The 12,854-nt window shown below is 71.5% G+C and carries 11 protein-coding genes; 6 read left to right on the top strand and 5 right to left on the bottom strand.

Annotated elements, in window-relative coordinates:
• Positions 1-109 precede the first annotated feature (109 nt).
• A complete protein-coding gene (locus tag ACFYSH_RS12380) occupies positions 110-529 on the bottom strand; it encodes a ribonuclease (RefSeq protein ID WP_359468092.1) in 420 nt (139 codons plus the stop codon).
• A 252-nt stretch (positions 530-781) separates the two neighbouring features.
• On the opposite strand from ACFYSH_RS12380, the gene ACFYSH_RS12385 reads away from it, so the two are divergent.
• Positions 782-1,192 (top strand): ATP-binding protein, encoded by a 411-nt coding sequence (locus ACFYSH_RS12385; RefSeq protein ID WP_359468090.1) that lies wholly within the window; start codon positions 782-784, stop codon positions 1,190-1,192.
• 3 nt (positions 1,193-1,195) lie between these two features.
• On the opposite strand, the gene ACFYSH_RS12390 is transcribed toward ACFYSH_RS12385, so the two are convergent.
• Positions 1,196-2,281 (bottom strand): DUF2637 domain-containing protein, encoded by a 1,086-nt coding sequence (locus ACFYSH_RS12390; RefSeq protein ID WP_359468087.1) that lies wholly within the window; start codon positions 2,279-2,281, stop codon positions 1,196-1,198.
• A gap of 204 nt (positions 2,282-2,485) precedes the next feature.
• Entirely contained in the window at positions 2,486-3,334 is an 849-nt protein-coding gene (locus ACFYSH_RS12395; protein WP_359468085.1) for a (2Fe-2S)-binding protein, read from the bottom strand.
• A 142-nt stretch (positions 3,335-3,476) separates the two neighbouring features.
• Here ACFYSH_RS12395 and ACFYSH_RS12400 point away from each other — a divergent pair, with 142 nt between their 5' ends.
• A complete protein-coding gene (locus ACFYSH_RS12400) occupies positions 3,477-4,223 on the top strand; it encodes a GntR family transcriptional regulator (protein ID WP_359468082.1) in 747 nt (248 codons plus the stop codon).
• A gap of 48 nt (positions 4,224-4,271) precedes the next feature.
• Here ACFYSH_RS12400 and ACFYSH_RS12405 read toward each other — a convergent pair whose 3' ends face one another.
• Both ACFYSH_RS12405 and ACFYSH_RS12410 read right to left on the bottom strand, forming a co-directional pair.
• Positions 4,272-5,057: a hypothetical protein gene (locus ACFYSH_RS12405; protein ID WP_388752160.1), complete on the bottom strand. Its 786-nt coding sequence runs from the start codon at positions 5,055-5,057 to the stop codon at positions 4,272-4,274.
• A gap of 192 nt (positions 5,058-5,249) precedes the next feature.
• Positions 5,250-6,974: a PucR family transcriptional regulator ligand-binding domain-containing protein gene (locus ACFYSH_RS12410; RefSeq protein ID WP_359468078.1), complete on the bottom strand. Its 1,725-nt coding sequence runs from the start codon at positions 6,972-6,974 to the stop codon at positions 5,250-5,252.
• 287 nt (positions 6,975-7,261) lie between these two features.
• Between ACFYSH_RS12410 and ACFYSH_RS12415 the strand changes: the two genes are divergently transcribed.
• The 4 genes from ACFYSH_RS12415 (at position 7,262) to ACFYSH_RS12430 (ending at position 12,819) form a co-directional block, all read left to right on the top strand.
• Positions 7,262-8,152, top strand: coding sequence for a xanthine dehydrogenase family protein subunit M (locus ACFYSH_RS12415; RefSeq protein WP_359468076.1), 891 nt, complete (start codon positions 7,262-7,264; stop codon positions 8,150-8,152).
• Positions 8,153-8,154: 2 nt separating this feature from the next.
• Positions 8,155-8,757, top strand: coding sequence for a (2Fe-2S)-binding protein (locus ACFYSH_RS12420; RefSeq protein ID WP_359468074.1), 603 nt, complete (start codon positions 8,155-8,157; stop codon positions 8,755-8,757).
• Positions 8,754-11,171, top strand: coding sequence for a xanthine dehydrogenase subunit D (pucD, locus tag ACFYSH_RS12425; RefSeq protein WP_359468072.1), 2,418 nt, complete (start codon positions 8,754-8,756; stop codon positions 11,169-11,171). The genes ACFYSH_RS12420 and pucD overlap by 4 nt, the downstream gene beginning before the upstream one ends.
• Before the next feature lie 190 nt (positions 11,172-11,361).
• Positions 11,362-12,819, top strand: coding sequence for an NCS2 family permease (locus tag ACFYSH_RS12430; protein ID WP_359468069.1), 1,458 nt, complete (start codon positions 11,362-11,364; stop codon positions 12,817-12,819).
• The last annotated feature ends 35 nt before the right edge of the window (positions 12,820-12,854 follow it).

Below are 12,854 nucleotides of genomic sequence, written 5' to 3' on the forward strand. Positions count from 1 at the left end.
CACTCGATGACGACGGCCCTGTCGTGCTGTCGCGCTGCCCTTGCCGGTCCGATGGTCCGCGCCGCAGGTGGGGGACTACGGCGCGGACCGGACCGGGGGAGAAGATCGATCAGCAGCCGTGGTCGACCAGGTCGAAGGACGCGTAGTGGTCCGCGGTGTAGTAGTCCTCCTCGACCTCTTCACCCGTCACGATCCGGCGGGCCCCGCGGTCCGATGAGCCGGGCGTGATGACCGTGTACTCGTGGTAGTAGCCGGTGCTCCGGCTGGGCAGCAGCGCTTCCCGGTTCTGGAAGACGGTGCCGTCCTGGTCGTACGGGAACGGGCCGCCCGTCTCGATGAGGTCGAGCGTGTCATGGGCCTGGGACGGTAGCGCGGAGTAGCAGACGCTGCCGACCGCGGCCGCCGAGGGAGCCGTCGCCGCGGCCGTGGGAGGCGCCGCGGCCGATGCGGTGACCGGCCCGCCGACGAAGAGGACGGACAGGAGGGCGGCGGTGCCGCCGAGCATGGTGATCCGTGGGGGGATGCGCATGCCCACCATGATGACGCGCGTAGATCCCCATTCGTCAACGCCGATACGGGTAAATTTTCGAGGAGTTGACGACGGGTGCACAAACGTAACGCGCCGGTTGTGCGCCTGGGATCGCAGGAGGCTTGTTCATAGGTTGATGGCTGGGTGACGCGTGACCGCTCCGCTGTGGGGCATGCATCCCGTGAAGGTGTTCGAGACATGACGTCATGAAACGGAATCCAGGGAGGCCGATTCAGCGTGCGTGCGGGGGACATGACCAAACGGCAGGAGAGCCCGCCGATGCGGCTGCGCCGCAGACTCGGGCACACCGATCTGTCCGGTGTGGGGGAGATACGTGCCGCGCTGCGGGAGTTCCTGCGCTATCGCAGGCGGCCGGAGGAGACGGAGGTGGCCGAGCTCCTGCTCAGCGAGCTGGTGACGAACGCGCTCATCCACACGAGGAACGGCGCCGTGGTCACGGTGACCTCCGCGCCCGCGCGACTCCGGGTGGAGGTGCGTGACTTCGTGGGCGGGCAGGAGCCCGCGCCGTACGTACCGAACGCCGACGACGGTACGCACGGCAGGGGGCTGCTCCTCGTCCAGAGCCTGGCGGACTCCTGGGGAGTCACGACGCAGGCGCTGGGCAAGGTGGTCTGGTTCGAACTGAACGCCGGCGTGGCCTGACGCTCAGCCGAACTGCTGCTCCAGGTCTTTCAGTTTCCGCTCCAGCGAATCGAGCCGGGGCAGGGCCTGGGTGTCGTCCTCGGCGGTGAGGTCGACGGTCGTGGGATCACCGCTGGTGGTCTGGGCCGAAGTACTCCTGGAGTTCGAGCCGTTCACGGCTTGCAGGGATGGCCGGGCGCGCAAGGGCAGTTGTCCCGGCTCTGTTATGGCAGGCTCCGCGACGGCCGGTGGGCCGCCGCCCGGTGCGGGGGCGATGGCCTGGACGTCCACCTGGCGGCCGGTCCGGCCACCGCGCCCCCAGGCCCGGTTCTGCCGGTTCAGTGCCTTGATGCGCGCCCTGTCCAGCTTCGCCTGGTCCCTTCTGCGGTGCCGGTCCTGCTCCTTCTCCCGACGGTCCTCGCGCACCTCGTCCACCGCCTCGTCCAGGGTGCGTACCCCCTCGAGGAGCATCAGCGACCAGGCGCCGAAGGTCTCCCTGGGTGCGCGCAGCCACCGTACGATCCGGATCTGCGGCAACGGGCGGGGCACCAGGCCCTGCTCACGCAGTGCCGCACGGCGGGTCTGCTTCAGCGCGCGGTCGAACAGCACGGCCGCCGAGAGTGACATCCCCGCGAAGAAGTGCGGGGCGCCCGCGTGGTCCATCCCGCGCGGTGCGTGCACCCAGTTGAACCAGGCGGCCGCCCCGGCGAACGTCCACACCAGCAGCCGGGACCCCAGCGCGGCGTCGCCGTGGCTGGCCTCGCGCACCGCGAGCACCGAACAGAACATCGCGGCCCCGTCGAGGCCGAACGGCACGAGGTACTCCCAGCCCCCGGAGAGGCTGAGGTTTTGCCGGCCGAAGCCGACGAGCCCGTGGAAGGAGAGGGCGGCGGCGACCGCGGCGCAGCAGAACAGCAGGACGTACGAGGCGGTGGCGTAGAGCGCCTCCTTGCGCCTGCGGCGCTCTTCGCTGCGCTCCCAGCTGTCGTCGGCCGCGGCCTTTCCAGCGGCGCGCTTGCCGCGCGCGACCACCGTCACCGCCGCCATGACCCCCACGAGCAGCACGGCGCCCGGAAGCAGCCAGTCAAGCGATATGTCGGTCAGTCTCATGCACGGTCCCTTGCGTCACGTACGGCGTTTCGGGCGCCATCGTGACGGAGATACCGCTGCGCTCAGAGGGTTTCAGAGTAACTGAACGCGATTGGGGTGGCCGAGCTCATCGTTGGACGGAATCTTCACGAACAACCGTGCGTACGTGACGGGTTGTGTACGAATTCTGGTCGCCCGTCCGGGTGGTGTGAGCCGCCACAGGGTTCAGGCGGCCGTCGTCAGCTTCCGGACACGGTCGGCGTCGCAGGTGCGCGGGCAGGTGACGCACGTGTCCTCCGGCCGCAGGGTGTAGAAGAGGCAGCAGCTCGCCCGGTCGCGGGTCGGGAGCGACTCGCCGTCGGGCCCGGTCAGTTCACGGAAGCCAGCGGTGCCCACGTACGGCTTGGTGGTGCCCGGCAGCAGCAGCTCCAGCTCCCGCATCGCGCGGCCCTCCTCGCCGAGCAGGTGGGCGACGTACCAGAGGCCTTCGACGATCTCGTCGGTCGCCATCCCCCACAGGGCGCGCTTCCCGCGCCGCATCCGCGGACGGAAGCCGTCCAGTACCGGGCCGATGTGCTGCGCCACGGAGTCGAGGACCTCGGCCCGCAACGCCGACTCGTCGGAGACGACCCGGGCCCCGGGCAGTCCGGCCGCCGGGTCGTCGGGCAGGCAGGCGAACTCGCGTACCCGGAGGGTCAGATGTCCCAGACCCCGGTGGAAGGAGACGTCCGCCACGGGGATCCGGGGGACCCTGCGGTGCGTGAACCAGGGCAGCGTCACCAGGAGGCAGGCCGGCCAGGCGTAGCGGTGCAGTCCGAAGCTCGCCACCACGTCGGGGCGGGCCTGGGTGCCGTAGTCCCGCAGCACCTGTGCCCCGTCCCAGGCGAGGAAGTCGTCCAGTGCGGCACCGCCCGCCGCGAGCTCGGCAGCGCCGACCCATCCGCTGCCCGAGGGCGCCGTGACGTCATCGGTGAGTACCTCGGCACGCAGTCCGGGAAAGACCTCGGCCAAGCGGGTGTACGCCTCCGTCAGCGGGGACGGGGCGGGGGCGGCGAGCAGAGCGGGCACGGTCATTCAGGGACCACCGAATCACGATCCTTACAGGTAAGCCTTACCTTACCCGAAGTGATCGGTGTTTGAACTGCGGCTCGCTCCGCCTATCGTGCACAGGGGGCCCGGCGCACGCGAGCCGGCCCGCCAGTCCGAGGAGGTTCCGGTGGAGCAGGGCAGAGCGCGCGAGGACGTGTGGCCGTACGCGTCCGCGGGCACCCCGCCGGACGTCCGCGTGCCCGAGCAGGCGCGCGGCGAGCACACCCACAGCGAGCCGCCCGCACTGCGGGCGGTCCAGCGGCATTCCGTACGCGGCCAGATCCTGGACGCCCTGCGCGCCGCGCTCCTCGCCGGCGAGCTGGCCCCCGGCGAGGTCTACTCCGCTCCGGCGCTCGGCGCCCGCTTCGGTGTGTCCGCGACGCCGGTGCGCGAGGCGATGCAGCAGCTGGCGGTCGAGGGCGCCGTCGAGGTCGTGCCGAACCGCGGCTTCCGGGTCAGCGAGAGGGGCCCCCGCGAGCTGGCGGAGCTCGCCGAGGTGCGGGCCCTGATCGAGGTCCCGGTCATGCTGCGGCTCGCCCGCACCGTCCCGGCGGGCGGCTGGTGCGCCCTGCGCCCGCTGGCGGAGGCCACGGTCGCGGCGGCCGCCGTCGGTGACCGGGCGGCGTACGCGGAGAGCGACCGCGCCTTCCACCGCGCGGTGCTCGCGCTGTCCGGCAACCAGCAGTTGGTGTCGGTCGCCGACGACCTCCACCGCCGGTCCCAGTGGCCTCTGGTCAGCAACCCCGCCGGCCGCCGGGCCGCACTGCTCGCCGATGCCTCGGAGCACAACGCCCTGCTGGACGCGCTCATCGCCCGGGACCTGACGGGCGTGCAGTCCCTCGTCCGCGAACACTTCCACGGGGCCGACGTCTGAGGTGGCCGGCCCCGCCGTGCCGGTGGTCGCCCGGTGGGCAACGGCCCGTCAGTTCGCCACGGCCGTCTCCGGGGCCGGCGGCTCCAGCCGTGGCGCGAGCCAGGTCGGTACGCCGCCCAGCAGCCGGAACAGCCGTCCCGCCTCGGCGCGCAGCCGGGCGGCCGCCTCGGGTTCCGGCTCGGCGTCCGCGAGCGAGATGAGCGCCGGAGCCGTTCCCACGAGGTAGCCGAGCTCCTCCCTTATCCGCAGCGACTCCGCGAAGCCGTGTCGCGCCTCCGCCAGCTCACCCTCACCCAGGGCCAGCGAGGCGAGGTGCCGCCAGGTGAAGGAGAGCAGCAGCTCGTCACCCCGGGCCGTGGCACCCGCATGCGCCCTGCGGTAGGCGGCGCGGGCGGACTGCGGCGCATCGGCGATGTTCTGGGCGATCAGGCCACGGCGGAAGTCCAGCAGGGGCCGGCCGGGGGCCGCGGGGGAGAGCAGGGCCGCGGCCCTGCTGAGCGCCACACTGGCCTCGTCGGCCCGGTCGCGCGCCCCGAGCAGGGTCGAGGCGTAGGCGAGGTAGCCGCGCTCGCAGGCGGCCGCCCCGCGTTCGGAGTCGTCCTGGGCGAGCGCCTCGGCGGTACGCAGCGCGTCCTCGGCGTCCGTCCAGCCGGTGCCGGTGTAGAGGCATCGTTCGGTCAGCAGCGAGGTCCGCTGGAGAGCGGCCGCGGGGTCGGTGGCCGCCCAGGGCTCGAGCAGCGCGGCCGCGTCCGTCCAGCAGGCTCGTGAGCGCAGCCGCCATACCGCGGTCTGGAGCGGCGGATCGTCATCTGCTGTCGTTCCGGAACCAGACATGGCGGTATGCGCCACATTGCCCTCCCCGAGCGCGCCATCGAGCTGTGGAGGCCGGGCCGGCGATCGCCGGTCGGCCAGGGTCTGCGCGCATCTCAGCACGGAATGGCACGCCGGGCCAAGGGGTGGGATCAATGTCAGGTGAAAGATTTCACAATCATCTGGAGCGTGAGCGGACTGTGATACGCCGGGAAGTCAGCTCATACGCAGGGCGAGGAAGAAGTCGAGCTTGTCCTCGAGGCGCGAAAGGTCACGCCCCGTCAACTGCTCGATACGTCCGACGCGATAGCGCAGTGTGTTGACGTGCAGATGCAACCGGGCCGCGCAGCGGGTCCAGGAACCGTCACTGTCCAGGAAGGCCTCGAGCGTCTCGATCAGCTCCGCGCGGTGCCGCCGGTCGTAGTCCCGCAACGGGTCCAGGAGCCGGGCGGTGAAGGCGCGGCGGACGTCGTCCGGTACGAACGGAAGCAGCAGGACGTGTGAGGCGAGCTCGTGGTGGCCCGCCGCGCAGACAGGGCCGGGCCGGGCAGCGGCGACCCGGCGAGCGTGCCGGGCCTCCTCCAGCGCACCACGCAGCCCTTCGGCGGAATGCACGGCGGCGCTGACACCCAGTGTCAGACGGCCGTCGTCGGAGAGACCTTCCGAGAGCGGCGCCCGGACGGTGTCGAGCAGGGCATCGGCGAGCAGTGCGGCGCCCTGTCGTTCCGCGGTGGCAGAACCCTCCGTCGTCTCCGTCACCTCGGTCCCGTCGGGGCCCGGAGCGGCGAGCGCGGTCAACGGTACGAGGGCGACAGCCTCCTCCCCCGTGTGCGCCACGGCGATCCGGTCCGCCGAGTCGGGGCCCGTCACCGCCGGATCGACCAGGATCTCCTCCAGCAGAGCCTGCGCGGCCCGGCCGCCCGACAGGTCCGTACTCTCCGCGGCCCACTCGACCCGGGCGACCACCACCTGCCAGTGCGGCGCCGCGCCGAGTCCCGGCAGCAGGACGGGGGCGGCGACCCTCAGCCTGGCCGCGATCTCGGCAGGGGCCGCGCCCGTCTGGACCAGCTCCAGGATCTCCTGGGCGAGCCTGCGGCGTACCGCGCGGGCGGCGTCGCGGCGGTCCCGCTCGACGGCGATCAGCTGGGTGACGCCCTGGAGCAGGTCCAGGCGGGCCGCCGGCCAGTCGCCGGCGTCGGCCGCCACGGCCAGCAGCCAGTCCGAGAGCACGGACTCACGCACATCACGGGAGGGAGCGGGCAGGGTGTTCCGGCCGGTGTTACGGATCGGGAACAGCGAATAGGCCGTGCCGTCCACCTCCGCCCGGTGCGGCCCCGGGCGGCCGGTGCGGGTCGCCGCGAGGTGCCGGCCCGCCAGCTCCGCGCCCGTGCGAGGGGGCAGGGGTTCGCCCGCTCCGGCGATCTGGCGGCCTGTGGGGGACAGAACCCAGGCACGCAGGTCCAGGTCGGAGGTGAGCAGGTCGAGGACCACCTCGGGACCCCCGCCCGCCGGGCCCGAGGTCATCAGCCTGCGGTGACGGTCGACGACCGCGGCGAGGTCGCCGGCCCGTTCGCCGGAGACCTGACGGACCACGTGTTCGGTGATCGTCGCGAACGCGACGGTCTCGTCGACCGCGAAGAGCGGGAGCCGGTGCCTGAGGCACGCCTCGACCAGATCGTCGGGGACTGCCCCGAGCTCCGCCTCACCCGCGGCCAGGCCTGCCACCCCGGCGTTCGCCAGGATCCGGACGAACGGCTCCGAGTCCGACGCGTCCCGACGCCACGCCAGACCCGTGAGGACCAGCTCTCCACCGGCGAGGTAACGGCTGGGGTCGCGCAGGTCGGTCGTCATGACGCCCCGGACCGAACGGTCCAGCTCGTCCTCGCCGCCGAGCAGCCGCAGGCCCAGTGCCTCGGTGTCCAGCAGTGCGCGCAGCCGCATCGTCGATAGCCGCCGATCTCTTCGTGGGTGCGGGGGACGGCGGAGGGTGGTCACCTGTGCATTGCGGTGAGGTCACCGCTGCCCGCCATTCGTTCGAATCTACAAGACGGAGGAGGGGACCAGCCAATTCCTTGATGGTTTCGGTGACTGCACCGGTTGGAGCAAGGCTTGTGTACTGGGTCACACACCGCGTCAACAACACAGGAACACCCCCGTCGAAGGCCGACAGGCCGGCCGTCCCCCAGCCCTCCAGCCGAACGACCCGATCGAGAAGAGGAGAGCCGCTCATGGACTTCCTTCGCCCCGCCAGCTGGGAGGAGGCGCTCGCCGCGAAGGCCGAGCACCCGACGGCTGTGCCCATCGCGGGTGGCACCGACGTGATGGTCGAGATCAATTTCGACCACCGGCGGCCCGAGTACCTCATGGACCTCAACCGCATCGGTGAGCTGTCCGAGTGGCAGGTGGGCCCGGACGCCGTACGCCTGGGCGCCTCCGTGCCGTACAGCGCCGTCATGGAGCACCTCCGGACCGAGCTGCCCGGTCTCGCCCTCGCCTCGCACACCGTCGCCTCGCCGCAGATCCGCAACCGCGGCGGCGTCGGCGGCAACCTGGGCACCGCCTCGCCCGCCGGGGACGCCCACCCGGCGCTGCTCGCCGCGGGTGCCGAGGTCGAGGCCGCGTCGGTGCGGGGGACGCGGATGATCCCGATCGACGACTTCTACACCGGAGTGAAGCGCAACGCCCTCGCCCCGGACGAACTGATCCGGGCCGTGCACATCAAGAAGGCCGACGGACCGCAGCAGTACTCCAAGGTCGGCACCCGCAACGCCATGGTCATCGCCGTCTGCGCGTTCGGCATCGCGCTCCACCCGGGGACCCGGACCGTGCGTACCGGCATCGGCTCCGCGGCCCCGACCCCGGTGCGGGCGAAGGCGGCCGAGGACTTCCTGGAAGCCGCGCTCGAGGAGGGCGGATTCTGGGAGAGCGGGAAGATCATCACCCCTTCCGTCGCCAAGCAGTTCGCCCAGCTCGCCGCCGGGGCCTGCAATCCCATCGACGACGTACGGGGCACCGCCGCCTACCGCAGGCACGCCGTCGGCATCATGGCCCGCCGCACGCTGGGCTGGACCTGGGAGCAGTACCGCGGAGCGGACCGCACTCTCGAAGGAGCTGCCTGACCATGCGAGTGAACTTCACGGTCAACGGCCGGAAGCAGGAAGCCGACGACGTCTGGGAGGGCGAGTCCCTCCTGTACGTCCTGCGCGAGCGCATGGGCCTCCCCGGCTCCAAGAACGCCTGCGAACAGGGCGAGTGCGGCTCCTGCACGGTCCGCCTCGACGGCGTGCCCGTCTGTTCCTGTCTCGTCGCCGCAGGCCAGGCGGAGGGCCGCGAGATCGTCACCGTCGAGGGACTGGCGGACTACGCCAGGCACCGCGACGACTCCCACCCCGGCACCGGCTGCGCCGCCGGCACCTGCGGCACCTCCCTCGACGCCGCCCAGCGGTGGCAGGCCAGGCCAACCGACGGACAGAGCGCCGATGCGGCGGAACTCTCCCCAATCCAGCAGGCGTTCATCGACGCGGGCGCCGTGCAGTGCGGTTTCTGCACCCCCGGTCTGCTGGTCGCCGCCGACGAGCTCCTCGAGACGCGGCCCTCCCCGTCCGACCAGGACATCCGCGAGGCGCTCTCGGGCAACCTCTGCCGCTGCACCGGTTACGAGAAGATTCTCGACGCGGTCCGCCTCGCGGCCGCCCGTCAGGAAGAGGCGGTCCCACAGTCATGACGCCGCACCCACGAGCCGCGTCCGTACCGGCCGGCACCCCCACCAAGATCACCCAGGGCTCCGAGACCCGGGGCGGCATCGGTGAGTCCACCCTGCGCCCCGACGGCACCCTCAAGGTCACCGGCGAGTTCGCGTACTCCTCGGACATGTGGCACGAGGACATGCTGTGGGGCCACACGCTCCGCTCCACCGTCGCCCACGCCGAGATCCGCTCCATCGACATCGGCGAGGCCGTCGCCACTCCCGGCGTGTACGCCGTCCTCACCTACGACGACCTGCCCGCGGCGATGAAGAACTACGGGCTGGAGATCCAGGACACCCCCGTGCTCGCCCACGGCAAGGTGCGCCACCACGGCGAGCCCGTGGCGCTCGTCGCCGCCGACCATCCCGAGACCGCGCGCCGCGCCGCCGCCAGGATCCGCGTCGACTACGCCGAGCTGCCGGTCGTCACCGACGAGGAGTCCGCGACCGCGCCCGGCGCGATTCTGGTCCACGAAGGCCGGACGGACCACCACGTCGGACACGTCCCGCACCCCAACATCGTCCACCGCCAGCCCATCGTCCGAGGCGACGCCGACGCGGCCGCCGCGCGGGCCGACGTGATCGTCAGCGGCGAATACGTCTTCGGGATGCAGGACCAGGCCTTCCTCGGCCCCGAGTCCGGCCTCGCCGTACCGTCCGAGGACGGCGGCGTCGAGCTGTACGTCGCCACCCAGTGGCTGCACTCCGACCTCCGCCAGATCGCGCCCGTCCTGGGCCTCCCCGAGGACAAGGTCCGCATGACGCTCTCCGGCGTCGGCGGCGCCTTCGGCGGACGTGAGGACCTGTCGATGCAGATCCACGCCTGCCTGCTCGCGCTGCGCACCGGCAAGCCCGTCAAGATGGTCTACAACCGCTTCGAGTCCTTCTTCGGACACGTCCACCGGCACCCCGCGAAGCTGCACTACGAGCACGGGGCCACCAGGGACGGCAAGCTCACCCACATGAAGTGCCGGATCGTGCTGGACGGCGGCGCCTACGCCTCCGCCTCGCCGGCCGTCGTCGGCAACGCCTCCTCGCTCGCGGTCGGACCGTACGTGGTCGAGGACGTGGACATCGAGGCGATCGCGCTCTACTCCAACAACCCGCCCTGTGGCGCCATGCGCGGCTTCGGCGCCGTCCAGGCGTGCTTCGCCTACGAGGCGCAGATGGACAAGCTCGCCGCCGCCCTGGACATGGACCCGGTCGAGCTGCGGCAGCTGAACGCCATGGAGCAGGGCACCCTCCTCCCCACCGGGCAGCCCGTCGACTCGCCGGCCCCCGTCGCCGAACTGCTGCGCCGCGTCAAGGCCCGCCCCATGCCGCCCGAGCGGCAGTGGCTCTCCGCCGACGCGGAGGGCAGCTCCGTCGACGTACGGGCCCTGCCCGGCGGGCTGTCCAACACCACGCACGGCGAAGGCGTCGTACGCGGCGTCGGTTACGCCGTCGGGCTGAAGAACGTCGGCTTCTCCGAGGGCTTCGACGACTACTCCACCGCCCGGGTGCGGATGGAGGCCATCAACGGCGAACCGGTCGTCACCGTGCACACCGCGATGGCCGAGGTCGGGCAGGGGGGTGTCACCGTCCACGCCCAGATCGCCCGTACCGAGCTCGGCGTCAGCCAGGTGACCATCCACCCCGCGGACACGCAGGTCGGCTCCGCGGGCTCCACCTCCGCCTCCCGCCAGACGTACGTCACCGGCGGCGCCGTGAAGAACGCCTGCGAGGCCGTCCGGGAACAGGTCCTGGAGATCGGCCGCCGCAAGTTCGGCACGTACCACCCCGCCTGGGCCACCGCCGAGCTTCTCCTGGAGGGCGGCAAGGTCGTCACCGACGCGGGCGAGGTGCTCGCACCGCTGGCCGAGGTGCTGGAGGGCGAGGCCGTCGACGTCGAGCTGGAGTGGCGCCACCGGCCCACCGAGGCCTTCGACCTGCGTACCGGACAGGGCAACGGCCATGTCCAGTACTCCTTCGCCGCGCACCGGGCGGTCGTGGAGGTCGACACCGAACTCGGCCTGGTCAAGGTCATCGAGCTGGCGTGCGCCCAGGACGTCGGCAAGGCACTCAATCCGCTGTCGGTCGAGGGCCAGATCCAGGGCGGGACCACCCAGGGGCTGGGTGTCGCCGTCATGGAGGAGATCATCGTCGACCCGAAGACGGCGAAGGTGCGCAACCCGTCCTTCACCGACTACCTGATCCCCACGATCCTCGACACGCCAGCCATCCCGGTCGATGTGCTCGAACTCGCCGACGACCACGCCCCGTACGGGCTGCGCGGCATCGGTGAGGCCCCGACCCTGTCGTCCACCCCGGCCGTCCTCGCGGCGATCCGGGACGCGACGGGTCTGGAGCTCAACAGGACGCCGGTGCGCCCCGAGCACATCACCGGTACCTGACGCGCCGTCGGAACGCTCCGAGGCGGTGCGGGTCCACCGTCCGTCGCTTCGGGGCCGACCGGCCACACCATCCGTACGAAGAGTTCGTCCCGGGCCGTCCCCCGGGTCGTGCGCCTCGCACTCATCCCAGATCCCGCAGTCACGAGAGCTTCACGCGGGCGTCCCTGTGAACCTTGGGAGTCAGGCAAACATGACCCAGCAGTCCGTGGACCCCAGGACCGGCGCGCAGGACGCGGGCTCCGGCTCGCGCGTCCCCGCCGGACGGTCCTGGCTCGACCGGTACTTCCACATATCCGCACGAGGTTCGACCGTCGCACGCGAAGTGCGCGGCGGTGTCACGACCTTCATGGCCATGGCGTACATCCTCCTGCTCAACCCGCTCATCCTCGGTGGGAAGGACGTCGACGGCCAGGTGCTCGGCCAGTCCGGGCTGATCACCGCCACCGCCCTGGCGGCGGCGGCCACCACCTTGCTGATGGGCTTCGTCGGCAGGGTGCCCCTCGCCCTCGCGGCGGGACTGAGCGTCTCCGGCGTACTCGCCTCGCAGGTCGCGCCGGCCATGACCTGGGCGCAGGCCATGGGGATGTGCGTGATCTACGGGCTGGTGATCTGCCTGCTGGTCGTCACCGGACTCCGCGAAATGATCATGAACGCCATCCCGCTCGCGCTGAAGCACGGCATCACCATCGGCATCGGCCTCTTCATCGCTCTCATCGGCCTCTTCAAGGCGGGTTTCGTCCACAAGGGGGAGGCGACACCGCTCTCCCTCGGCCCGGCCGGTGAGCTCGCCGGATGGCCCGTCCTGGTCTTCGCGGTGACCCTGTTGCTGATCTTCATGCTGCAGGCGCGCAACGTGCCCGGTGCGATCCTGATCGGCATCGTCGCCGGCACCCTGGCCGCGGTCCTCGTCAACGCCGTCGCCGACATCGACCCCAAGGCGTGGAGCAGCGGCCCGCCCGAGCTGAGCGGCAGCGCGGTCTCCGCGCCGGACTTCTCGCTCTTCGGGAACGTCGAGTTCGGCGGCTGGGGAGATGTCGGCGTGATGACGGTCGGCATGATCGTGTTCACGCTCGTCCTGGCCGGCTTCTTCGACGCGATGGCCACCATCATCGGCGTCGGCACGGAGGCGGAGCTGGCCGACGACAAGGGCCGGATGCCAGGCCTTTCGAAGGCGCTGTTCATCGACGGCGCGGGCGGCGCGATCGGCGGCGTGGCCGGGGGCTCCGGCCAGACGGTGTTCGTCGAGTCGGCGACCGGCGTCGGCGAGGGCGCCCGTACAGGGCTCGCCTCCGTCGTCACCGGGATCTTCTTCGCCGCCTGCCTCTTCCTCACCCCGCTCACGGCGATCGTGCCCGCCGAGGTGGCCTCCGCCGCCCTGGTCGTCATCGGCGCCATGATGATGCAGAACGCCCGGCACGTGGACTGGGCGGACCGTTCCGTCGCCGTACCGGTCTTCCTCACCGTGGTCCTGATGCCGTTCACGTACACCATCACCACCGGTGTCGCCGCGGGTGTCATCTCGTACGCGGCCATCAAGCTCGCCCAGGGCAGGGCACGCGAGGTCGGCGTCTTCATGTGGGTCCTGACGCTGGTCTTCCTCGTGTACTTCGCCCTCCATCCCATCGAGAGCCGGCTGGGCGTCAGCTGACGTCACGCCCCTCCGCACCTCTGTCAGAAGGAGAG

Origin of the sequence: Streptomyces sp. NPDC005791 (genome assembly GCF_042871485.1) — a bacterium.
In the GTDB taxonomy this organism is placed as follows: domain Bacteria; phylum Actinomycetota; class Actinomycetes; order Streptomycetales; family Streptomycetaceae; genus Streptomyces.

Excerpts from the sequence above, each read along its gene's own strand:
- ACFYSH_RS12415 (WP_359468076.1), top strand. The coding sequence starts at position 7,262 with ATGGACTTCCTTCGCCCCGCCAGCTGGGAGGAGGCGCTCGCCGCGAAG.
- ACFYSH_RS12410 (WP_359468078.1), bottom strand. The coding sequence starts at position 6,974 with ATGCGGCTGCGCGCACTGCTGGACACCGAGGCACTGGGCCTGCGGCTG.
- ACFYSH_RS12430 (WP_359468069.1), top strand. The coding sequence starts at position 11,362 with ATGACCCAGCAGTCCGTGGACCCCAGGACCGGCGCGCAGGACGCGGGC.
- ACFYSH_RS12380 (WP_359468092.1), bottom strand. The coding sequence starts at position 529 with ATGCGCATCCCCCCACGGATCACCATGCTCGGCGGCACCGCCGCCCTC.
- ACFYSH_RS12390 (WP_359468087.1), bottom strand. The coding sequence starts at position 2,281 with ATGAGACTGACCGACATATCGCTTGACTGGCTGCTTCCGGGCGCCGTG.
- ACFYSH_RS12420 (WP_359468074.1), top strand. The coding sequence starts at position 8,155 with ATGCGAGTGAACTTCACGGTCAACGGCCGGAAGCAGGAAGCCGACGAC.
- ACFYSH_RS12395 (WP_359468085.1), bottom strand. The coding sequence starts at position 3,334 with ATGACCGTGCCCGCTCTGCTCGCCGCCCCCGCCCCGTCCCCGCTGACG.
- ACFYSH_RS12405 (WP_388752160.1), bottom strand. The coding sequence starts at position 5,057 with ATGTCTGGTTCCGGAACGACAGCAGATGACGATCCGCCGCTCCAGACC.
- ACFYSH_RS12385 (WP_359468090.1), top strand. The coding sequence starts at position 782 with ATGACCAAACGGCAGGAGAGCCCGCCGATGCGGCTGCGCCGCAGACTC.
- pucD (WP_359468072.1), top strand. The coding sequence starts at position 8,754 with ATGACGCCGCACCCACGAGCCGCGTCCGTACCGGCCGGCACCCCCACC.